The 23,389-nt window shown below is 25.0% G+C and carries 24 protein-coding genes, 2 tRNA genes and 1 pseudogene; 7 read left to right on the top strand and 20 right to left on the bottom strand.

The window, feature by feature from the left end; genetic code table 11:
- Positions 1-10 precede the first annotated feature (10 nt).
- From acpP to rluC, 6 genes are all read right to left on the bottom strand, one after another.
- Positions 11-253, bottom strand: a complete 243-nt coding sequence (gene acpP / locus BU_RS01855) for an acyl carrier protein (protein WP_010896080.1) — start codon at positions 251-253, stop codon at positions 11-13.
- Positions 254-329: 76 nt separating this feature from the next.
- Positions 330-1,064: a 3-oxoacyl-[acyl-carrier-protein] reductase gene (gene fabG / locus BU_RS01850; RefSeq protein ID WP_009874307.1), complete on the bottom strand. Its 735-nt coding sequence runs from the start codon at positions 1,062-1,064 to the stop codon at positions 330-332.
- Complete coding sequence (locus tag BU_RS03240) at positions 1,051-1,569, bottom strand: ACP S-malonyltransferase (protein ID WP_264370732.1); 519 nt, start codon at positions 1,567-1,569, stop codon at positions 1,051-1,053. Before BU_RS03240 ends, fabG begins: the two co-directional genes overlap by 14 nt.
- Positions 1,530-2,009 (bottom strand): ACP S-malonyltransferase, encoded by a 480-nt coding sequence (locus BU_RS03235; protein ID WP_009874305.1) that lies wholly within the window; start codon positions 2,007-2,009, stop codon positions 1,530-1,532. Before BU_RS03235 ends, BU_RS03240 begins: the two co-directional genes overlap by 40 nt.
- A 420-nt stretch (positions 2,010-2,429) precedes the next feature.
- On the bottom strand, positions 2,430-2,594 hold the full coding sequence (gene rpmF, locus BU_RS01835) for a 50S ribosomal protein L32 (RefSeq protein ID WP_009874304.1): 165 nt from the start codon (positions 2,592-2,594) through the stop codon (positions 2,430-2,432).
- Positions 2,595-2,639: 45 nt separating this feature from the next.
- Positions 2,640-3,584, bottom strand: a complete 945-nt coding sequence (gene rluC / locus BU_RS01830) for a 23S rRNA pseudouridine(955/2504/2580) synthase RluC (RefSeq protein ID WP_009874303.1) — start codon at positions 3,582-3,584, stop codon at positions 2,640-2,642.
- Between the two features lie 334 nt (positions 3,585-3,918).
- On the opposite strand from rluC, the gene rne reads away from it, so the two are divergent.
- On the top strand, positions 3,919-6,627 hold the full coding sequence (gene rne, locus BU_RS01825) for a ribonuclease E (RefSeq protein WP_010896079.1): 2,709 nt from the start codon (positions 3,919-3,921) through the stop codon (positions 6,625-6,627).
- Between the two features lie 164 nt (positions 6,628-6,791).
- Here rne and BU_RS01820 read toward each other — a convergent pair whose 3' ends face one another.
- From BU_RS01820 to flgB, 10 genes and pseudogenes are all read right to left on the bottom strand, one after another.
- A complete protein-coding gene (locus BU_RS01820; protein WP_010896078.1) occupies positions 6,792-8,423 on the bottom strand; it encodes a flagellar hook-associated protein FlgK in 1,632 nt (543 codons plus the stop codon).
- A gap of 101 nt (positions 8,424-8,524) precedes the next feature.
- Positions 8,525-8,824, bottom strand: a complete 300-nt coding sequence (locus BU_RS01815; protein ID WP_009874300.1) for a rod-binding protein — start codon at positions 8,822-8,824, stop codon at positions 8,525-8,527.
- Positions 8,824-9,981, bottom strand: a complete 1,158-nt coding sequence (locus BU_RS01810; RefSeq protein WP_009874299.1) for a flagellar basal body P-ring protein FlgI — start codon at positions 9,979-9,981, stop codon at positions 8,824-8,826. The genes BU_RS01815 and BU_RS01810 overlap by 1 nt, the downstream gene beginning before the upstream one ends.
- A gap of 180 nt (positions 9,982-10,161) precedes the next feature.
- Entirely contained in the window at positions 10,162-10,878 is a 717-nt protein-coding gene (locus BU_RS01805; RefSeq protein WP_009874298.1) for a flagellar basal body L-ring protein FlgH, read from the bottom strand.
- Between the two features lie 83 nt (positions 10,879-10,961).
- Positions 10,962-11,744, bottom strand: coding sequence for a flagellar basal-body rod protein FlgG (gene flgG / locus BU_RS01800; RefSeq protein ID WP_009874297.1), 783 nt, complete (start codon positions 11,742-11,744; stop codon positions 10,962-10,964).
- A 17-nt stretch (positions 11,745-11,761) separates the two neighbouring features.
- Entirely contained in the window at positions 11,762-12,520 is a 759-nt protein-coding gene (gene flgF / locus BU_RS01795; protein ID WP_009874296.1) for a flagellar basal-body rod protein FlgF, read from the bottom strand.
- Between the two features lie 26 nt (positions 12,521-12,546).
- A complete protein-coding gene (locus BU_RS01790; RefSeq protein WP_009874295.1) occupies positions 12,547-13,773 on the bottom strand; it encodes a flagellar hook protein FlgE in 1,227 nt (408 codons plus the stop codon).
- Between the two features lie 40 nt (positions 13,774-13,813).
- Positions 13,814-14,524: a flagellar hook assembly protein FlgD gene (locus BU_RS01785; protein WP_009874294.1), complete on the bottom strand. Its 711-nt coding sequence runs from the start codon at positions 14,522-14,524 to the stop codon at positions 13,814-13,816.
- Between the two features lie 11 nt (positions 14,525-14,535).
- Positions 14,536-14,946: a flagellar basal body rod protein FlgC gene (flgC, locus tag BU_RS01780; protein WP_010896077.1), complete on the bottom strand. Its 411-nt coding sequence runs from the start codon at positions 14,944-14,946 to the stop codon at positions 14,536-14,538.
- A gap of 8 nt (positions 14,947-14,954) precedes the next feature.
- Positions 14,955-15,355 (bottom strand): annotated as a pseudogene (flgB, locus tag BU_RS01775) (flagellar basal body rod protein FlgB).
- A gap of 283 nt (positions 15,356-15,638) precedes the next feature.
- On the opposite strand from flgB, the gene flgA reads away from it, so the two are divergent.
- Together flgA and BU_RS01765 are read left to right on the top strand one after the other, a co-directional pair.
- The gene (flgA, locus tag BU_RS01770; RefSeq protein WP_010896075.1) at positions 15,639-16,319 is read left to right on the top strand and encodes a flagellar basal body P-ring formation chaperone FlgA; all 681 of its coding nucleotides are present in this window, start codon (positions 15,639-15,641) and stop codon (positions 16,317-16,319) included.
- Positions 16,320-16,370: 51 nt separating this feature from the next.
- The gene (locus tag BU_RS01765) at positions 16,371-16,799 is read left to right on the top strand and encodes a flagellar protein FlgN (protein ID WP_164927335.1); all 429 of its coding nucleotides are present in this window, start codon (positions 16,371-16,373) and stop codon (positions 16,797-16,799) included.
- 19 nt (positions 16,800-16,818) lie between these two features.
- On the opposite strand, the gene pyrC is transcribed toward BU_RS01765, so the two are convergent.
- Complete coding sequence (pyrC, locus tag BU_RS01760; RefSeq protein WP_010896073.1) at positions 16,819-17,871, bottom strand: dihydroorotase; 1,053 nt, start codon at positions 17,869-17,871, stop codon at positions 16,819-16,821.
- A gap of 274 nt (positions 17,872-18,145) precedes the next feature.
- Here pyrC and murJ point away from each other — a divergent pair, with 274 nt between their 5' ends.
- The gene (murJ, locus tag BU_RS01755) at positions 18,146-19,681 is read left to right on the top strand and encodes a murein biosynthesis integral membrane protein MurJ (protein WP_010896072.1); all 1,536 of its coding nucleotides are present in this window, start codon (positions 18,146-18,148) and stop codon (positions 19,679-19,681) included.
- A gap of 136 nt (positions 19,682-19,817) precedes the next feature.
- Positions 19,818-20,867: an OmpA family protein gene (locus BU_RS01750; protein ID WP_010896071.1), complete on the top strand. Its 1,050-nt coding sequence runs from the start codon at positions 19,818-19,820 to the stop codon at positions 20,865-20,867.
- A 105-nt stretch (positions 20,868-20,972) separates the two neighbouring features.
- Here BU_RS01750 and BU_RS01745 read toward each other — a convergent pair.
- Positions 20,973-21,057 (bottom strand) — tRNA-Ser (locus BU_RS01745).
- Between the two features lie 255 nt (positions 21,058-21,312).
- On the opposite strand from BU_RS01745, the gene BU_RS01740 reads away from it, so the two are divergent.
- A tRNA-Leu gene (locus tag BU_RS01740) sits at positions 21,313-21,396 on the top strand.
- Positions 21,397-21,417: 21 nt separating this feature from the next.
- Here the strand turns inward: BU_RS01740 and rsmC are convergent.
- Positions 21,418-22,260, bottom strand: a complete 843-nt coding sequence (gene rsmC, locus BU_RS01735) for a 16S rRNA (guanine(1207)-N(2))-methyltransferase RsmC (RefSeq protein ID WP_010896070.1) — start codon at positions 22,258-22,260, stop codon at positions 21,418-21,420.
- The gene (locus BU_RS03230; protein WP_009874283.1) at positions 22,257-22,433 is read right to left on the bottom strand and encodes a hypothetical protein; all 177 of its coding nucleotides are present in this window, start codon (positions 22,431-22,433) and stop codon (positions 22,257-22,259) included. Before BU_RS03230 ends, rsmC begins: the two co-directional genes overlap by 4 nt.
- 227 nt (positions 22,434-22,660) lie before the next feature.
- On the opposite strand from BU_RS03230, the gene minC reads away from it, so the two are divergent.
- On the top strand, positions 22,661-23,374 hold the full coding sequence (gene minC / locus BU_RS01730) for a septum site-determining protein MinC (RefSeq protein ID WP_009874282.1): 714 nt from the start codon (positions 22,661-22,663) through the stop codon (positions 23,372-23,374).
- The last annotated feature ends 15 nt before the right edge of the window (positions 23,375-23,389 follow it).

Below are 23,389 nucleotides of genomic sequence, written 5' to 3'. Positions count from 1 at the left end.
TGATAATTATTTATTTTTTTAAATTTTTCTTTTGTATAAAATCAATAGATTTTTGTACTGTATTAATTTTTTCTGCTTCTTCATCCGATATTTCAATATCAAATTCTTCTTCTAAAGCCATAATAAGTTCCACGGTATCAAGAGAATCTGCGCCAAGATCATCTATGAAAGATGCATCATTAAAAATCTTTTCTTGTTTTATATCTAGTTTTTCAAAAATTATTTTTTTTATACGTTCTTCAATATTTTTCATATTGTCATTTCCATTAAGTGTTTAAAATTTATTTTTATTTTAAAAGTATATTTTAATATTAACATAATTTTTTGGATTATATCATATACATGCCGCCATTTACATGTAATGTATGTCCGGTAATATATGATGCTTTTTTTGAAGCTAAAAAAATAACAGCATCTGCTACTTCTTCTTTTTGTCCGAATCTTTTCATTGGAATATTAGATAAATATTTTTGATATTGTATTGAATTTAATTTTTCAGTGAAATTTGTTTTAATCAAACCGGGTGAGACAATATTAACAGTAATACCTTTTGATGCTACTTCTAGTGCTAATGATTTATGAAATCCAATTAGTCCTGATTTTGAAGCACTATAATTGACTTGTCCTTTGTTACCTGTATAAGCTATAACTGAACCAATGGTAATAATTCTGCCTTGCCTTTTTTTGATCATTGATCGAATAACAGATTTTACAAGATGAAATACTGATGATAAATTAGTTTTGATTACATCATCCCATTCAGTGCTTTTCATATTAACTAATAAATTATCTTCTTTTATTCCAGCATTATTAATTAGTATATCAATAGAGTGTTTTTTTTTATAAATTTCTTGAATTTTTTCTGTAATAGAATCTATGTTTTTTAAATTTAAAACAAAACCAAATCCATTCCCCTCCAAATAGTCATTAATTCTTTTTACTCCATCTTCAGTAGTAGACGTGCCAATTACTTGAATTCCTTTTTTTATTAATTTTTTTGCAATTGCTTTTCCTATACCTTGATTGGCCCCTGTTATAAATGCGGTTTGTCTATTGATATTCATTTTTTCCCTTGTTAATTTTTTTGAATGCTATTAAAAAATTTTTAAAATTATTGGTGCTAAATGAAATAAGATTTTTATCTTTTTTATTTAAATTAGTTAGTATTTTATTAGGTCCAATTTCTAACATTACGTATTTTTTTTTAGTTTTTATAAATTCTATAATATCTTTCCACATTACAGTACTATAAATTTGTCTAATTAATGCATTTTTAATATTTTTACTAGTATTTTCAGATTTTACATCAACATTATTTATAATTGGAATTTTTGGTGGATTTATAGTGATTGTTTTTAATATTTTTCTTAGTTTTTGAGATATTGGTTTCATTAATATAGAATGTGCAGGTATGTTGACATTGAGTTTAAATGTATATTTAGCACCTAATTTTTTACATTTTAAACTAGCTTTATATACAGCGGATGCGTCTCCTGAAATCACAATTTGATTATGAGAATTTATACTAGCTAAAGAAACAATTTTTTTTTTGATTTTAATAAACAACACACACTTTGTACTTTTTTTTCATCGATACCAATAATTGCCTGCATTAAAGTCGGTCTGTTTATAGTTATTTTTTCCATGAGTTGACCACGCAAAAAAACAATTTTTAATGCATCAGAAAATTGGATTGCATCAGAACATACTAGAGCAGAATACTCACCAAGGCTATGTCCTGACATAAATGATGGATTTTTTCCATTTTTATTATTCCATAAACGATAGATTGAAACAGATGAAGTCAATATTGCTACCTGTGCATATTTGCTTTGATTCAATTTTAATAAAGGTCCTTCTTGTATTAATTTAAATAAATCAAGGTGGATATGTTCTGACGCTTCTTCAAAAGTATTGAAAAAAATCTTGTTATTTTTGTAAAAAAATGAAGATAGCATACCTATATATTGACAACCTTGTCCTGGAAATAACATTGAAAATAAAGTCATTATAATTACCTCCTTTAACACTAAAAAGAATAACAATATAATTATTCAATAATTTTTAATTTTTTCTTAATTGTATTTTATATAAATAATGTTTTTTATCATATAAATTTGTTAAGATGAAACATGTATAAAATTTAAAATAGTTTGAAAATATTTATAATAATATTTATAATAATATTTATTATTTATATATTTTATATAAAATTTTACTTTTTAATTTTATTTAAATATATTTTTTTTATTAAAAAATATATAAAAATAAATTTTTAAAAAATAATTACGTTACTCTAATAAAATATTTAATAAAATAAATTTTTATTTTTTATAAAACACCTCCTAAATCAGTGTGATTCATTTAATATTTATATATTTTATAAATGGTACTTTTTTCAAGTACCATTTCTTATTAAATATATTTTTTTAAATAACTTTTTTACCTTTATAATAACCATTATTAGTAATATGGTGTCGGATATGTGTTTCTCCAGAAAATTTATCTATAGATAAATGAGGGGCTGTCAAAGAGTCATGAGATCGTCTCATTCCTCTTTTAGAACGAGTAGGTTTATTTTTTTGAACTGCCATATTATATTTCTCTGTTTAGTATGTTAAAAAAAATAGTTTAATAAACTATATTATAGTATTTAAATAATTCTGAAAATCTATATCTAACGGTGCTTTTATATAAATTTTATTGCCATTTTTTGGATGTATAAAATGAACTCCAGAAGAATGAAGTAAAAGCCTATTAATTTTATGATTATTTTTTATATCAGCATCTAGATCGTTTTTACCATAACGTTTATCAAAAAATATTGGATGACCGGCATGTAAAGCATGCACGCGAATTTGATGTGTTCGACCAGTTTTTGGAATAATTGATAGTAACGTAGAAGAAGAAAATTTTTTTTTAATTTGAAAATAAGTTTCTGATGGTTTACCCTTTTTATCGATTAAAACCATTTTTTGTTTGTTTTTAAATTGAATTTTTAATAGAGGTTCTGAAATTTTTTTTATATGATCAGGCCATAATCCATGAACTAATGCTATATATTCTTTTTTAATTTTTTTTTCTCTTAACTGTTCGTGCAATGATACTAAAGATGTACGTTTCTTTGCTAATATTAAAACACCTGATGTATCACGATCAATACGATGAACAAGTTCAAGAAATTTATTTAGCGGACGTAATTTTCGGAAATATTCTATAACGCCAAAATTTAATCCGCTTCCACCATGAACTGCTATTCCTGAAGGTTTGTTAATAATTAATAAATGACTATCTTCATATAAAATTCTATTAAGTAAATTTGTAGAATGATTCAAGGGAAAGAATGTATTTTTTATATCGCATAAAATTTTTATTGGTGGAATTTTCAGTATATCTCCAATTTTTAATTTATAATGCGGTTTGATTCTTTTTTTATTAATTCGAATTTTTCCTGTTCTTATAATACGATAAATCATACTTTTAGGTACACTTTTAAACTTACTACGCATGAAATTATCGATGCGTTGATTCAGCATTTCTTTATTAATGTATATAATAGATATAGGTAGTATTTTATGTGTCATTAAAAAAATCTCTATTTTTAATTAATTTTTTTAATTTTTATTTATTATAATATAATTATTTATATAAATATATTAAATAAATTTTTTGTTAATATAAATCATACTAAAATTTTATATTTTTTTTATATAAAAAATTAAAATTTTTTCATGTATTAATACATAATAATTTATTATATATTTATATTTTTTAAATTTATTTAAATGTAAAAAAATTTATTTTTATAGGTATTTTAAATAAAAATCATAATATGATCATAAAAAATTAATTTTTTATAGTTTATATTTCCTGTTTATATGTTTACTTATTTATAAAAATAAGCGAGAAAAAGCTATAATGAAAAGAATGTTAATTAATGCAACTCAGCAGGAAGAGTTGCGCGTAGCTCTTGTTGATGGTCAGCGTTTATATGATCTTGATATAGAGCATTCTGGATCAGAACAAAAAAAATCAAATATATATAAGGGAAAGATTACTCGTATAGAACCTAGTTTAGAAGCTGCTTTTGTAGATTATGGTGAAGAAAAAAATGGTTTTTTGCCGTTAAAAGAAATTTCTAAAAATTATTTTCCAGAAAATCATATTGAAACTTTAGGTTTTAATATCAAAAATGTTTTACAAGAAGGTCAAGAAGTTATTGTTCAAATTAGTAAAGAAGAACGAGGAACCAAAGGTGCAGCTTTAACAACTTTTATTAGTTTAGCTGGAAGTTATTTAGTTCTGATGCCGAATAGTCCTAAATCTGGTGGTATATCAAGAAGAATTGAAGGAAATGATAGGATAGCATTAAAAGAGTTATTGACGTTATTAGAACTACCTGAAGAAATGAGTTTAATTATTCGAACTGCAGGAGCCGGAAAATCTATCGAATCATTAAGATGGGATCTGTCTCTGAGATTACAACATTGGAAGACTATTCAAATAATAGCAAAAAGTCGGACTGCTCCATTTTTGATTCATCAAGAAAGTAATATTATTGTTCGTGCTTTTAGAGATTATTTACGTCAAGATATTGGAGAAATTTTAATCGATAATCCTAAAATATTAGATTTAGCCCGAAAACATATTACTTTTTTAGGTCGTCCAGATTTTGTAAATAAAATAAAGCTATATAGCGGAGAAGTTCCTTTGTTCAGTTATTTTCAAATTGAAACCCAAATCAATTCTGCTTTTCAAAGAAAAGTCAGATTACCTTCTGGTGGTTCAATTATGGTAGATAGCACTGAAGCTTTAACAGCTATTGACATCAATTCTTCTCGTTCTACAAGTGGAACTGATATTGCATCTACAGCATTTAATACTAATCTCGAGGCGGTAGATGAAATTTCCCGTCAATTACGACTACGAGATTTAGGCGGTTTAATAGTAATTGATTTCATAGATATGTCCGCTATTAGTCATCAGCGAGCCATTGAAAATAGATTACGTGAAATTGCACGGGACGATAGAGCGCGCATTCAAATTGGTCAAATTTCTCGTTTTGGTTTGTTGGAAATGTCTAGACAAAGATTGAGTTCGTCTCTAGGAGAATCTAGTCATCATATTTGTCCGAGATGTACAGGAACAGGGACTATCAGAGATAATGAATCTTTATCTTTGTCTATTTTACGTTTAATTGAAGAAGAAGCACTAAAAGAAAATACATATGAAGTACGTGCTATTGTACCAGTAGAAATAGCGTGTTATTTACTAAATGAAAAAAGAGATGCTGTTCATGCAATTGAGAAACGTCAGGCTGGTGGAAAAACTATAATTGTTCCTAGTAAAAAGATGAAAACTCCTCATTATTCTGTTTCTAGGATCAGAAAAAGTGAAAGTAAAAATTATACAAGATATGGGCTTTCTAATATTCGTCAGAGTAAAATTACAAGTTTCTTAAAAAAAAATCTCTTGAAAAAAAAACAGAAAGAAATTTTAGATGTTGCTAATTTTAATTTTTATGATAATTGTTATAATAAAATACAAGAAGCACAAGAAAATATTTTAAAAAAGAATAATTATAATAATATATTGTTAAAAGTTTTATCAAATAACAGAAATTTTATATTTAAAATGATCACTTGGTTTAAAAATTCTTTTTTTATTAAGAATATGTTGATTACAAGCGATATTTTTAAAAAGAATACTTTAAAAAATACGAATAATATTTTTTTTAAAAAAAAATATAGTTCTTTAAACAAAAAAAATAATAATCAAAAAAAAAGAGTGATTTTATCTAAACTGTTTGAAGCAAATATAGAAAATATACCTTTAAAAAACAAAAAATTAGATACATCTAGTGCAAATTATTTGTATGATAATATAGAAAGAAAAAAAAATATAACAAAAAAAAATGATTTGATACAGAAAAATATACATGAAAATTCTTACCTGAAGCATGTTTTAATGAATAGATATAATGTAATTAATATCATTAATAATAATTATATATTTTATAAAATATTTAACAGAACTAAAATTTTTAAAAATCAAAATACTAATAATAGCTTTTTAAAATTTTCTTCTGTTACATCTCCAATATTCATATTTTCTTCAGTATTTTCATTAGAATTAGCATTAGGAAAAGTTTGGATTAAATATCCAATTGCTATATTAGATGAAACAAAAAAACAAAAAAAATTAAATAGAAAACAAATATTGCATATATCTTCTATTTCCGAAACAAATACAATAGTTAATAAAAATAATTATTCTGGAATAAAAAAAATAAAACATGAAACATATTCATTTAAAAAATATGTAAAAAATAATATTCAAAATCAAGAAGTTACGCAATCTCAATTAATAAAGAGAACTAAAAAAAGAAATGTATTTATTTTAGATAAAAAAAATTTTCTTTATAAAAGAACATGTAATAGAAAAAATAAAATACATCAATCTAGTGCGCCAATAACAAAAATTTCTAAACAATCAGATTTAAATAAAAAAGAAAAAGAATTTCATTATAATTTATCAATGATGAAATCAAGTCTTAGAGGGAAAAATTCTGCAGGAGTACACTCTGCAACAAATTTTTCTAATTCACCTGTCTCAAAACTTAAATAAAATATTTCTTTTACATATTAAACATATTTTTTAATAAAAGAATTAAACCATTAAATCCGTTTAATAAAAATAATTTTTATTGATAAAATAAATTACTTAGACAAAAAATAAAAACTTACTTTAAAAGTAAGTTTTTATTTTTTATAAGTATGTTAAAAAGTCTTTTAGCTATAACGTTCTATTATTTCATTTAAAATATTTTCTGCCGTTTGAAGTACTTTAACGTTTGCAAGATAGCACTCTTGTTCATAGTTTAATTCTGCATATTCTTGTTCCATGTCATTAGATATAGACATCTTTTTATTTTCAAGTATTCCAATCATATTTCTTTTAAAGGGTACTTCTTCTTCTAATGCATTACATTTATGAGATATGGACTGAGAAAATTTCTGATAAGCTTGATCAAGTGTTTCTTTATGATCAACAAGAACATTATTATAAAATTTGTTTATTATTATAGCATTATTTCTATTTGGATTATTGAGATCATCTGTGGAAGAATATGCAAACGGTTCATTTGGCTTAATTAATAATTCTAATTCTTCTAAAGTTTTAGAATAGGGTTTGATCATATAAATATCATTATCAGCATTTTCACCTTCTATAGAACATTCAATTCCATCAAAGGTAAATAACGTTTTATTATTTTCTACATGTACTTTAGGTTGAATCGTACTATGATCTGATAATCTTGTTACTATAAAATTTTTATCTTTAAAATATATAACATAATTCGTATTTTTAGCATCGCTAATAACAAGCCATTTTGCAGATACTTTAGAAGATGAACGATTACTTGAACTAGCTATTACTTCTGGTTGACTAATGTTAAAAATTTGTCTACCTAGGTGTCCGAACATATCATATCCTATTGCATGATAGGAGTTAATACTATCAGCAAAATTAATTATTAACTGTCCGATTTTATTTCTTGTATTTGTTAGCTCTTCTCTACGAAATTTAAGAAGAGCTCCTAAGGTGGCAGTCGGAATCATATCTTCTATTTTTTTTGCTACTTTGTCGTTAGTATCAACATATCCTACACTTATATATCTTTCATCTGATGTAGATGTTAATGCAATTAAATTTTGTTTTTTATTATTGTCTATAATAGATATACCATTATTTAGATTAAGTTTATAATTATCATGATCTTTAATAACTTTAATTCCAATTAAACCATTTAATTCGTCTACCAGACGATCTCGTTGTTCGATAAGACCATCAACTCTATTAGGAAATTTTAAAACAGGAAAACATCTAATATCTATAGTTAAATCATGAATTTCATCAATTAAAGAATTAACTTTTTTTAAATTATTGATAACTGAATCTTTTATGTCTTTTTCTAAAAATTTTAATTTCTTATCAAAATCTTTTATGGCAAAAACTATGTTGCTTAATTTCTTCTGTATGTTTTCATTAAAAACATTTTTTTTAGCTAAAACAATATCTTCTTCTATTTGTGCATAGTAGTCATTAAGTAGTTGACTGAAAATATTAGATTTTTCACATAATAAATCTTCTAGTTTTAATAGCTGTTCGATTTTAGTTTGTTCATCTTGAACTTCTGCGTTAGTTTTTCTTTTTTCTTCTAAAATAAAATCATTATAATTATCATATATTTCTTTTACTTTTACTGTACTGTTTTTATTTTCATTTTGTACAGTATTTTCTATAACAACACGTTTTCCTAATGTTTTATTATTAGGATGATTAATTTTATCTATGGTATTATCAATCATAATCTTCATTGCATTCATACCAGAAATAGCGGAATTTAATATATCACTCATTTTTTATCCTTTTTTAATAAGATTTTTTTATTTTAAAATATATTTTCTTGTAAAATAATATATTTAATAATACGTTAGAATTACTTGTATTATAATATGTTTTATTTTTCAATTTGTTTTAAAATAATATCAGTTAATCCTATTCCTTTTTTACTTATTTCTTGAGATAATTGTTGGTCATAAATATCAGTATAGAGACGACTTTGATTATTATCTAATAAGTTATCTTTCAACAAAGAACTTCTCATACTTTTAAGTAATACTTGAATAAATACTCCTTCTACTTCTTTTGCAGTTTGCAATGCATGTTTTTTTGGATTAATACGAACTTGGTATTTAAGTTCATTAATAAATTGTACGTTATAATCTGATATATTAGATAACAATAAATTATCATTCATTAAACAATTTCCAGTTTTGCGTTAAGACAACCAGCACTTTTCATTAATTGTAAAATAGACATTAATTCATCAGGTTTAGTACCTAATTTATTTAAAGCTCTAACTATATTATGCAAATTTTCTTTATTAGTAGCAATATCATTCATATAATTCTTATCAGCCATATCTTCTATAGATTGATCTTTTTTTATATTTTTATTAAATGATTTCAAAAAATATAAATCTCTTTTTTTATTTTTTATTTGATGTACTATTATAGACATGTTTCCATTTGAAACTACACATGAACCTAATCTGACTGATTGATTAATAACAATAGAACCAGTACGAGAATTAACTACAACTTTAGCTTCTTGTGATGGAAGTGAAATATCTATATCTTGAATATTGGAAAGCATGTGTACTTGTACATCATTATTAGCTGAAGTATTTAATTGTACTGTTTTAGAATTAATAGGAGTAGCTGTATCTGGATATTTTGTATTAATCATATCGCTAATACGCTGCGCTGTACTAAAGTTTTCTTGATTTAACTGTAAGTTGATTGTTTTTTGTTTTCCAAAATTATTATCTATTTCTCGTTCAATTGTTGCACCGTGATGAATTTTCCCAGAATTTACTTGATTTGAATAAAAATTATGAATTTTACTTTTTTTGTTATTTTTTTCAGATACTAATATATTACCTTGAGCAATAGCATAAATTTGATTATTAGCGCCTTTTAGAGGAGTCATTAAAAGTGTACCTCCTTTAAGACTTCTAGCATTTCCCATAGATGATACTACTACATCTATTTTTTCTCCTGCATGACTGAATGGCGGAAGATTTGCCGTTACAATTACTGCTGCTACATTTTTTGTGTTCATATTAGTGTTTGAAGGAATACTTACACCTAATTGTGATAACATATTCTTTAATGATTGATTAGTAAATGGAGCTTGCGTTGATTGGTCGCCTGTGCCATCCAATCCAACAATTAAACCATAACCGATAAGTGGATTATCTCTAATCCCTTGAATACTAGTTAAATCACGTATTTTTTCAGCATACAAAGGTAACGAAAAGGTTGTGAAAATAAAAACAATTACTTTTATCAAAAATAATATTTTTTTGGACATAAAAAAACCTTTATTAATCTGTCTTTTTAAAAGTGTCATAGTACATATAAAACATTTTATTTCCTATAAATATTGTGATTATAAAAAATTTTATTCTTTTTTAATATATTTAATTTTTCTCATAAAGAATAAATAACGTTCTTTATGAGTTTGAATTAAATTTATAAGAAATACTATTTTAAATAGTTTTTTAAAACGATTTCATTTTTAAAAAAATGTCTATATAGGAGAAATTTTTAATAATAATTTTTGCAACCAACCCATTTTTTGAACATCGTCAAGACCACCATGACTTAAATATTCAATACGTGCATCAGCTATTTGAGTGGATGAAATAAAATTATTTTTGTTAATATTAGTAGGGTTTATTACACCAGAAAAACGAATAAATTCTGTACCCTTGTTAATAGAAACTTGTTTTTCTCCGATAACTTTTAAATTTCCATTTGGAAGTACTCTTTTTACAGTAACAGTGATAAGACCAGTAAATTTATTGTTAGCTGAATTACTACCCTTTCCAGAAAAATTATTTCTTCCAAAACTATCTAAACTAGTTGTATTGTCTTGAAAATTAACACCTAATATATTATTTAATTGTCCAGGTGCGATTTTTAAGCCGAAGTTAGCGCTTCCATCTCTACTCATATTTGAAATAGAACTATTACTTGCACTGATATTTTCTTGTAATACAACAGTGATCGTATCACCAATATTATGTGGACGATGATCTTCAAATAATGGTTGATAACCATAATTGATGGGTATTTTTTCCTGAAACAAAGAACCATTAACGACTTTAGGCCATATATTAGGTGCTATAGCAGTTGTAGCGCCTGTTACTAAAGGTTTATATTCAACGCTGGCGCAACTCTGAATTGTTAATAAAAAAATAGCAGTTAAATAGTATTTTTTTTGACAAATAAATAACTTTATCACGAAAAACTTACCTTTAATGATATACATTTAATGTACAAGATTATTCCAAACATATTTTTATAAGTATATTTAAAAATAAATTATTATAATTGCGATAGTTTTTGTAACATTTGGTCTGATGTGCTAATAGATTTACTATTTATTTCATATGCTCTTTGAGTTTGAATCATATTCACTAATTCTTCAGCTACATTGACATTTGAAGTTTCAACATATCCTTGATAAAGCACTCCTGTTCCATTTAAACCCGGAGTAGTTTCAATTGGAGAGCCAGATGCTTGAGTTTCTTGATATAAATTCTCACCTAAACTTTCTAATCCAGAATTGTTAACAAAATTAATTAAATTTAACTGGCCGAGTAAAACAGGTTGTGTTTGTCCTTGAACGACAACACTAATAACACCATCTCTTGCTATATTAATATTTGTAGAATTAGAAGGAATATTAATTTCAGGTATAATAGGAAAACCACTATTAGTCACTAATTGACCATTTTGATCTAATTGAAAAGAGCCATCTCTTGTATATGCTATATTTCCATCTGGCAATTGTACTTGAAAAAATCCTGATCCATTAATAGCAACATCTTTTGAAGCATCTGTTTTTGAAAGATTACCCTGAGTATGAATTCTTTCGGTAGATACCGGTCTTACTCCAGTACCTAATTGCAATCCTGACGGTAAAGTTGTTTCAAGTGAGGAATTTGTTCCTGCTTCTCGTATCGTTTGATACATTAAATCTTCAAAAACCGCTCTAGATCGTTTAAATCCATTAGTACTAACATTTGCTAAATTATTAGAAATAATATTCATATTAATTTGTTGAGCATCAAGACCAGTTTTAGAAATCCATAAAGAAGGAATCATATTTTTATCCTGTTTTATCAATTGTTAATGTTAATGAGTTGATTTGCGTATTCTGCGTTTTGATCGCACATAGATATCATTTTCATTTGCATTTCAAACTGTCTAGCATTTGATATCATTTCTATCATATTTTTAGAAGCATTTACATTACTTTCTTCTAACATTCCTGATTGTACGCGTATTTTTTTGCTATGTTTGATAGTATTAGTATGTTTTTTGTTAATTTCATTATTTTTTTTCAGATAAAATAATCCATTTTCGTTTTGAATTAGATCTTGTGAAGGGAGCTGTACTAATTTTAATGATCCTATTTTAGTTTCAACAATATGTTTGTGCTTGTTTTTTACTGAAGTAATTACTCCATTAGATAAAATTTTTAAAATGATATTTTTTGGTATAATTATATTGCAATTATTTCCTATTACTTCATTGTCTTGAATTGTCAGTTTTCTTTTTGAGTTTATTTTTAAGTGGCCATTTTTTGTATATGCTTCTTGACCGTTTGTGTCTTTAACTGTTAACCAACCATCATCTTTAATAAATAAATCTAAATTTCTTCCTGTATAGCGTAATATTCCTGGAGAAAGATTATAATATTCTTTTGTAATTTTTTTATCACTATTATATAAATTTTTTACATTATGATTTTGTATTGCAAAAATAAATTTTTCTTTAAAACCAGTGGTTGAAATATTAGCTAAATTATTAGAAATAATACTTTGTTTCTCTAATAATTGATTTGCTGCAATCATAGATTTATATATTGAATTCTCCATTATATTGTTGGATCCTATTTGATAGACTACTGTAAATTTATTAATGTATTAATTATTTTATCTTCTGTTTTAAAAGATTGAGCGTTAGATTGATAATTACGTTGTGCTATAATCATATTGATTAATTCTTTATTCAAATCAACATTTGATACTTCTAGCGTTTTATTGCTTAACACTCCTGATTCTTGAATACCCGCTTTCATTGCTGTTTTTGCTTCACCTGATTCTGCAGTAGCAGACCATAAATTACCACTTTCAGGTTGTAATTTTTCTGGATTGATAAATTTTGATAATAATATTTGACCTATTGTTTGTTGTTTTTGATTGCAATATGTTCCAATAATTTCACCATTAGTAACAATATCAAATGTTTTTAAATTACCTTGAGGGTATCCGTTTTGAGAATGTTCTTCCCAAGAAACATCAGAATTTGATTGTTCTATAGTACCTGTTAAATTTAAAGTGATATTTTCATACTTTTTAGAATCTTTAGATGTAATATTAAAAACATTATCAGAAGTTAATTCGCCATCATCATTAAACGTTAAATCGAAACTATTTTTTATAGTCTCTTTATCATCAGAATCATTTGATTCCACATTTACTGTCCATTTATTTGTTTCCTTTTTATTAAAAGAAACAGTAATATCTTCTTTTTTCCCTTCTTTATTATATATGCTAATATAAGTCATGTAATCTTCTGGTTTAGATAGTTTGTTGTCAGAATTATCCACACTGCTTTTTGATTCAGTATTACGATTCAAAAACGCTTTTAACATGATTTCAGAAGTAGGTTTGTTTTTTAAAATATTAGAATTTTTTAAATTAATAGGTTCTAAGTTGGATCTATTATTAAAATCACTTTTTGAACAAGATGTATTAAGTCCAGTTAGATACATACCTTGAATATTGATAATATTTTGATCTTTATCGAGGAAGAATTGCCCATCTCTTGTATAATAGACATGACCTTGACTGTCTACAAGACGGAAAAAGCCGTCTTTTATAATTCCTAAATCCAAATCTCGTCCAGTTTCAACTAACATGCCATTATTAAAGTTTTGTATAATACTTGAAATACCCACTCCGTATCCATTAGTAGTATTTGAATAAAATGAATGAGAAAACATATCAAAAAAAAGAGGTTTACGAGATTTATATCCTATAGTTGATGCGTTAGCAATATTATTGGATATAATTTCCATGTAATCATTATTTGCTAGTAAGCCACTTATAGCTATCATATTTGACATAAATTTGTTCCTTTGATTTGTGCTAAATAAAATATATTTTTTATTTTAGAATTTCACGAATACTTAAAGGTGTGATTTGTCCAGATTCTCCTAAATCGATAATAGCATTACCAGAAGACATAATAATACTATTGACTACTCCTACACTTAAACTATTAACCGGAATATTTTGATTGTTCTTTTTAGCTATAACTGAGATGTTATATTGTCCACTCATTACACTGTTTTTATTTAAATCTTGACCATCCCAAAAGAAATTATGTCTACCAGCTTCTGTTTCTTTCAATTGTTTCAGATATAAAGTTTTGTTGTTGTCATCTGTAATTTTTATTTCAACTGAAGTAGCTTTTTCAAATAATTCGATACCAAATTGTGTTTTCGTATCTTTAGTATGTATTATTTTTTTATTAGGCACCATCACATGACGTCCAATTAATGTAGATAATTGGATATTTTGATTTTTGCTGATTTGATTTGAGAATTGATCCACGGTATTGTTTAGTTTTTGCATTCCACTTGCTGTATTAATTTGAGCTAATTGTGATGTCAAATCAGAGTTTTTAATAGGATCAGTAGGATCTTGATTTTTAATTTGTGCAATTAATAGACTTAAAAAATTTTTTTGTAAATCTGGTGGGTTGATGTCATTTGGTAAATTATTATCATTTTTTTTGACAGCTTCATTATTTATAATAGGTGGTTGAATATTGGGTAAATTGATATCGGACGAATTAATATTAATAGTACTCATTTTGTCTCCTTTTACTCACTAATTGTTAATGTTTTCATTATCATACTTTTCGCTGTTTTTAATACTTCTATATTAGCCTGGTAGCTTCTTGCTGCTGCGATATTATTTACCATTTCTGTAATAGGATTGACGTTTGAAGCCAAAATGTAACCTTTATTATTGGCCATAGGATTATTTGGATCATATATTAGCTTCATTGGACTAGGATCATCTATTATAGCAGATATTTTTACGCCTCCTATTTTTGAATTTTTTGCAGTGTCTAATGAAAATACGACTTGTTTCGCGATATAGGGATAAAATTTTCCATTTTTATATATTGTACTATCCATGTTAGCTAAATTACTAGCAATTACATTTAATTTTTGCGATTGTGCAATCATAGCTGAACCTGCAATATTAAAGATATTTAATAAAGACATAATTTATATTATCCTTTTAAAACGTACATCATATTTTTAATTTCATTTTTTATAAATACTAAACTTGATTGGTATTTTATACTGTTATTTAGAAATTCAATTCTTTCTCTATCCATATTTACGGTGTTTCCGTCTTGTTTTATTTGATTAGTGAGTACAGGTATAGTTTTTAATAAAAATAAATTTTTATGTTTTTCATTTAAATGATTAGGAGAAGTTTTTTTTAAAAAAATAGTTTTTTTATTTTTATATAGAGTTTTATTAAGTTCATTTTTAAAATTAAAATCTATTGATTTATATCCAGGGGTGTCGGCATTAGCAATATTAGCAGATAATATTTCTTGTCTTGAGAACAAAGATTTAATGCTTGTTGATGAAAATTAAAAATTTGATTTATTTTATTAAACATATTGTTATCCTGCAATTACATTTCAAAAAAAATTATTTGAAAATCATATTAAATACAAATAAAGGTGATATTTTATTTTTTAGAATATCTATTTTTTGATAAAAAATTTCAATAAACATTCGAGATAAAATATAAAAAATCAAAATTGTATTTTCATTATACCTTTATTACATATTTTCTATCAAGAAAATGTTCTTAAAAAAATATATTTATAAAATATTTAATTAACATAAAATTAATATAAACATAAAATTAACATAAATTAAGGAAAAGAATGATAGTTATGAAAATAACGATTTATTTTTTTTTATTATTACTATCTTTTACAATCAATTCGGTCAGTGCAACTGTTCAAAAATTTAATTTTTTTGATTTAAACAAACAATTAAACATTTTTTTAAAAAAGGAATATCCTTTAAATGAAGATAGTATCAAGATCATAATACATACTCCATTAAAAAAAAATATATATTGTAGAAAACCTGATTTTTCTATTTTAAGTAATACTCACAATCTAGGTTTAATTAATATTCTTTTAACTTGTAGCAAACAACATTACTATCTAACAGTAGAAGTTCAATCTGAAGGAGAATATATTGTAGCGAATAGAAAAATTCCCCGAGGAACAAGAATAAAAGAATCAGACTTAAAAATTTTAATAGGACGTTTAGATGTACTGCCGAACAATACTTATCGTAAAAAGAAAGATGTGGTCAATAGAATAAGTTTACGTGAGTTTTTTCCATTGCAACCAATAACATCTTTTATGACACGTCCATTTTGGTTAGTTAAAGTCAATCAACAGGTTACTGTTATTATTAATGGTAATAATTTTAAAATGTCTTCTAAAGCGAAATCATTAAGTAATGGTGCTCAAAATCAAAATATACGTGTTAAAACAAACAGTGGTAAAATTATCAACGGGATTATTAATGAAAATGGTGAGGTAATAGTTTCTCCGTAAAATTATCATTTTTTTGTTGATGTAATATTATCTTTGTGTAAATATATTAGTATGTATTTTTTTTATATAAATATGAATAATTTAATAGATACAATAAAAAAAATAGAAAATATTTTATATTCTTTAGAACGAATATTAAAACAAGAATGTCATAATTTATTAAAGTCTAAGACTTCTAATGAAGAAATTTTAGAATTAATCAAGAGAAAAAAAATATTGTTTAAGAAATTGATAATTTTAAGTCAAGATAGATTATGTTTAGAAAAAGAATATAATATATTTCCACCTTATGAAAGTAATAATAAATTAAATAATTACTGGAAAAAAATTATTAATACGTGTCTTATATTAAGAAAACTCAACCTTAAGAATAAAATTATTATGAATAAGAAATTTTATTTAAATCAGCGTTTTTTAGAATTGTCTTCATCATATAAAAAATCTGTCACCTATAACTTAGATGGAAATTTAGAAATTTAATTTAAAATACTCTTGATTTTTAATCACTTTCAATTGACCAGTTTAAAATTTCACCTGATAAAAATGGAATAATCACATTTCTTCCAACATTTATTTTTTTAATAATTTTACACGGTTTTTTGATTATTGTTATGGTTTCTTTGTTAATTGGCATGTTATAAAATTTAGGACCATTTTCAGAACAAAAAGATTGTAAATATTTTAACGCTCTCATTTCCTCAAATACTTTAACATAAGATAATAGAGATGATGGAGCATTAAATATACCCGCACATCCAAGCATATTAATTTTATTTTTATGAAGATGTGGAGCTGTATCGCTTCCTAAAAAAAAATGTTTATCTCCATTAGAGATGGCTTTTCTTAGTGCCATTCGATGTTTGTTTTTTTTTAAAATCGGTAAACAGTAAAGATATGGTTGAATCCCACCATAAAACATATCATTTCGATTTAGCATTAAATGATGTGGTGTAATAGTTGCAGATAAGTAATTAACATCGTTATTTTTGATATATTCTACAGATTCTTTGGTTGTAATATGTTCTAATACTATCTTTAACTTTGGAAATTTTTTTCTTAAAGGATCTAACGTTTTTTCAATAAATTTTGCTTCTCTATCATAGATATCAATATTTTGGTTAATCTCTTCACCATGAATTAGTAATGGCATTCCTATTTTTTCCATACATTCTAAAACAGGAGTAATATCACTAATTTTTTTTATACCAGTTTTTGAATTGGTCGTGCAACCATTTGGATAGAATTTAGCTGCTACAAATATTTTTTTAGAAAAACCAAATTCTAGTTCTTTAGGGCTTGTGGAATTAGTTAAATAACAAGTCATTAACGGTTTGAATTTATAATTCAAGTGCATTGATTTTAAAATTCTATTACGATACGCAATGCTTTTCAAACAACTCGTAATCGGACTATTAAGATTTGGCATAATAACAGCTCTTTTATAAAATTTACCAGTATACTTTATAACTTGATTTAAAATCTCATTGTCTCTTAAATGAACATGCCAATCATCAGGTTTAATGATTTTTATTTTTTTGACAAATTTAGACATTTTTTTATCTTTTTTATATAATTATTACAATATTTTAAATATATTAATATTTTTTATAATTTTTTTAAACTGTATTATTTTGATAATAACCTATTTTTTAAATATTTTTTAAAAAATATTTAACGTAAAATTATTATTTACAATTAATTAATTTAATTTCAATTAATCATATGTTAAAAACTTATTTTTTATTAATTTAAAAAATTAAATCTAATTTTTAGTTTTTACTTGTATTAAACATTAAAATTTCTTTATGGTTATAGGTTAGTTTTGAATGAATCTTCTAAAACCTTTAATATCAGTAAGTTTGATGACTTTAATATCTCGAATATTAGGTTTTGTTCGAGATATTTTAATTGCTAGCATTTTCGGTGCTTCCATGTTTACGGATGCTTTTTTTATATCTTTTAAAATTCCTAATTTATTACGTCGTATTTTTTCTGATGGTACATTTTCTCAAGCTTTTATTCCTGTACTAATGGAATATAAATCCGATAAAAATGAAAAAAATATAAAAAATTTTCTTTCTTCCATACTGGGTTTTATGAGCTTTTTTTTATTATTACTTACCATTTTAGGAGGGTTTTTTTCTCAATCTATAATTTTAATTAGGGCGCCAGGTTTTTTAAATCCACCCGAAAAACTCATATTATCTACAAATTTATTAAGAATCATGTTTCCTTATATTTTATTAATTTCTTTATCTTCATTATGTTCATCTATTTTAAATAGTTGGAATTATTTTTCTATTCCCGCTTTTTCTCCGATATTTTTAAATATAAGTATTATTTTTTTTTCTGTATTTTTTAGTTCTTTTTTTTGTCCTTCTATTATTGTTTTAGCGTGGTCAGTTATTATAGGTGGTTTAGTTCAATTACTTTACCAGCTACCATTTTTATATAAAATTAATATGTTAGTTTTACCAAATTTTCATTGGAATAATATCGGTCTTTTGAGAATTTTAAAAAAAATGGGACCAGCCATTTTAGGAGCTTCAGCTAATCAAATTTCTTTGATTATTAATACTATTTTTAGTTCATTACTTAATTCTGGATCAATATCATGGATATACTATGCCGATCGATTAATAGAATTTCCAGTAGGAATATTGGGTGTATCATTAAGTACTGTTTTATTTACATCTCTTGCTAAAAATTATAAAAATGGCATAAAATTAGAATATAAAAAATTGCTTGATTGGGGGTTGCGTATTAGTTTAATTGTATCTTTACCAGGATCAGTAATACTTTTTTTTCTTGCTAAACCAGTAATTATAGTTCTTTTTCAATATGGTAAATTCACAGATTTTGATGTTTTAATGACCGCGCGAGTCTTGAAATTATATTCTTGTGGTTTAATCTCTTTTATTTTTGTTAAGATTTTATCATCTGCTTTTTATGCCTGCGAAGAAATAAAGATTCCCATGAAGGCTTCATTGTTCACACTTCTTTTAAATCAATTAATGAATCCATTTTTAATTTTCTATTTTCAGCATGCAGGTATTGCTTTATCTCTAAGTATAACTAGTTGGGTAAATTTTTTACTGCTATCTCGGAAATTGTATCAAAGAAAAATTGTATCTTTACAACGTAGTGAATTCATCTTTATTATTTATATAATATTAGCAACATTAGTTATGATTGTAATTTTGTTTGTTGTATTACACATGATGTCAGTCTGGAATATAGGGACATTCATTAATAAAATTATACGCTTATTTTTTGGGAAATATGTTTCCGGAATTACATATCTATTTATGATGAACATTTTAGGAATACGTTTGTTAAATTTTTTTTATAAAAATTCTTAAATATAGTAGTAAGTATTATAAAGTATGTATTATATATATTATATATAATATTTATTATATAATATTTATTATATAATATTTATTCTATACAGTTTTATTTTTCTTAATAATTCACCTAAAAACAATGGAGTTTCAAATGAAAAAACGAGCTCTCGCTATTGCATTTTTATTGGCAAGCTTAATCCCCTCAGCTGCTCAAGCTGAAGAAGAAAATGGATGGTATTTAGGCGCAAAGTTTGGATGGTCTCATTTTAATCCTTTAAAATATGATATGAATAATTCTCAAGTCAATAATAACGATTCTTCAATAGAAAACTTAAGCGCTCCAATTGTTGGTCTATTTTTAGGATACGAATTTAATCCCTATTTTAGCTTAGAAATAGAAAATGATACAAATGGTTTTTTCCCTCATTTAATATTTCAAAAAAATAACGAACATATACAATCTAATAGTGTTCAATTAGCAACTAAGTTATCTTATCCAATAACAGACGAATTTCATCTTTATACTAAATTAGGTGGAATAGTTTCATGGAATGATCTTTCTTCTAAAAATACTTTAAAAAATTTATTTAGTAAAGAAAGCGCATTGCTTCCAAGTCTGTCTTTAGGTGCTGAATATATTTTTAACGAAACATTTATTACTAGATTAGACTATACTTGGAAAAATAGTGTAAAAAATATAGCAAATGCATCTATTAAACCTGCTTTAGGAGATGCAGTTTTATCTATTGGATGGAAGTTTGGGAAATCTGATATAAGTGATATGTTTTCATCTGATGATTCTGAACCATTAAACGAACAATATAGCGTATTAAATGAAAATATAAATTTTCCCTTTAATAGTACGGAATTAAAACCTAGTTCTTATGATAAACTTAATAAATTAGACGATGATATCAAAGATATGCAGTTAAAAAACGTTTCTATTGTTCTTTTAGGACATGCGGATAAAATAGGAAGCGATGAGTACAATCAAAAATTATCTGAAGATCGAGCCTATAGTATAAAAAATTACTTAGCCTCTCGAGGTTTTTCTAGAGATAAAATAACCGTAAAAGGTATGGGAAAATTATATCCGTTAACTAATCAAGTATGTAGAGATGTGGTGAATAAACCATTATTAATTAGTTGTTTAGCTCCAGATCGTCGTGTAGAAATTGAAGTATTATCTGATGTTCAATAAATTTTATTCTATCTATATTAATTTTTTAATAATTTTTTATACACAAGATCAAAGACATTGAATATTTTTTATATTTTACTATATTTTTTTTAATGTATTAATTTTCGGAGAGAGAGAGATTCGAACTCTCGGACGATTTCTCGTCGGCGGTTTTCAAGACCGCTGCCTTAAACCGCTCGGCCACCTCTCCGATATAAAAATTTTAAAAACAACTTAAATAAAAAAATGTTAATCGTATAATAAAGCATTATATTATTTATTGCAAAGGGAATTTTATTTTATTTTATACAAAAAAATTTTTTTAAAATAATTCATTTTTTGTTTGTATTTTTTTTTTTTTTTTTCTATAATATTGTTACAGGCGTGTTGACAGATTGGATATGTAGCGGACTGCAAATCCGTGCAACCCGGTTCGATTCCGGGATACGCCTCTATAAATTATTATGCCCGGATGGTGAAATTGGTAGACACAAGGGACTTAAAATCCCTCGGCCTTATGGCTTTGCGGGTTCAAGTCCCGCTCCGGGTATTAAATAAAAACAATAAAAATTCATTTATAAAAAGCTTGATATACTTTGTACTGACTCGTTTCTTTTATTACATAATATTTTTGGAAAAATTTATTTAATAAAAAATGACAGTTAATAAATCTGCTTGTTACAAATCTTAATTCCCCTGTTTTCGTTAAATATTTTTTAGCACCACATATCATTTTTTCTATTATATTGAAATTAATTTGTAAGTCATTATGAAAAGGCGGATTAGAGATAATCAGATCAAATTTCTTAAAGACATTTGAATATAAATTACTGTATACTATTTTCCCATTAAATTTATTAGAATTAAGTGTATATTGACTGCACTTTAATGCGTACATATTATTATCAACTAATGTTAAAATTGCATCAGGTGAAAAATATAATAGAGATGCTGATAAAAATCCTGTTCCGCAACCAATATCTAAAACTTTTCCAGTTATTCTGTTAGAAAAAGTAGAGGCGAGTAATTTACTACCTGAATCTATCTTTTTGTGACCAAAAACTCCTGGTAGTGATTTTATAATTAAGTTCTTCCATAAATGTGTTTTAAAAAAATCTTCTAATACAAAAATTGCTTTTTTTTTAATTAATCCTGAAATTAAAATAGAATGTTTAGCACTATCGATCTTCTCTAATTCAATCCATTTTTTTAACATCAAAGGAGCACTTTTTACCCCACTAGAATTGTTTCCTACGATAAATATTTCAGTGTTAATAGGAGAACATGAAATAATGTTCATTAGTTGAAATTTTGCTTCAGACTTATCTTTAGGCCAATAATAGATTATTACATCACAATTTTGAATCATTTCTTGAGAAATTAATAAATTGTTATGAACAATATTATTGTTCATATTTTTTTTTTAAAATCAATACAGTCATTGTATTTATGAAAGTTTATTTTTGTTCTCATAGTAGATAAAGATAGAGGAAAATCATCTTGTATATTTCCTGAAAAAAAAACTTTTTTTGTTTTAAATTTTTTTCTATGACGCAGTATGAGTTGACTATTTTTAGATAATAACAAAATAATACTATTCCTTATCAAATTTGATCGATATGTTTTAATTGTCGTAAAAATATTTTTTTATATATATTTTGTTTCTAATACAAAAATAGAAATTGTTATAATATAGTATTTATACTATAATTTAATTGCATAAAATTTTATTATTTTTTATTTTTTAAAAAATAATAGCGATACTCATATATAAATTTTATGTGCATATAAGTCAATATTATTGAGCAATAAATATGCAAAAAAAGTCAATTGAACTTAAAAGCAACAATTTTACACTATTAGTACTGTATTTAAATAATCAAAATATAGATTTAATCAACCAATCATTATATAAAAAAATTCAAGAATGTCCAAAATTTTTTAAGAATGCCCCTATTATTGTGAACGTTTCAAAATTATGTAATACGGTAGATTGGAAAAAAATAAAAAAAATTATTATTTCTCATGGTTTTTTCGTTGTAGGAGTCAGTGGTTGCCAAGATGGCATATTGAAGAAAAATATTATTGATTCTGGATTGCCAATTTTATCTGAAAGAAAAAATAATAAATCTAATATTATTACTAATTTTTTTATCAATTCTTACAAGAATAAAAAAAAAGAAACAATCAATAAAGTAGAAAAAACGCATATTATAGATATACCCGTGCGATCAGGGCAAAAAATTTATGCCAAACATGCTGATTTAATAGTTATTAATAATGTTAGTGCTGGAGCTGAGTTAGTAGCAGACGGAAATATTCACGTTTATGGCATAGTTCGTGGTAGAGTTCTCGCAGGTGCGAATGGAGATACATCAAGAAAAATATTCTGTACAGGATTATTTGCTGAATTAGTTTCTATATCTGGAGAATATTGGTTATCAGACCAGATACCATCAGAGTTTATTGGAAAATCAGCTCAAATTTACTTAAAAAATAAATTTTTAACTATTAATTCTCTCAGTTAAGTGTGTATTTTTAAG

This window comes from Buchnera aphidicola str. APS (Acyrthosiphon pisum), assembly GCF_000009605.1.
Classification (GTDB): Bacteria; Pseudomonadota; Gammaproteobacteria; order Enterobacterales; family Enterobacteriaceae; genus Buchnera; species Buchnera aphidicola_I.
Note: the sequence above shows the minus strand (reverse complement) of the source record. Positions and strands in the feature narration are given on the sequence as shown.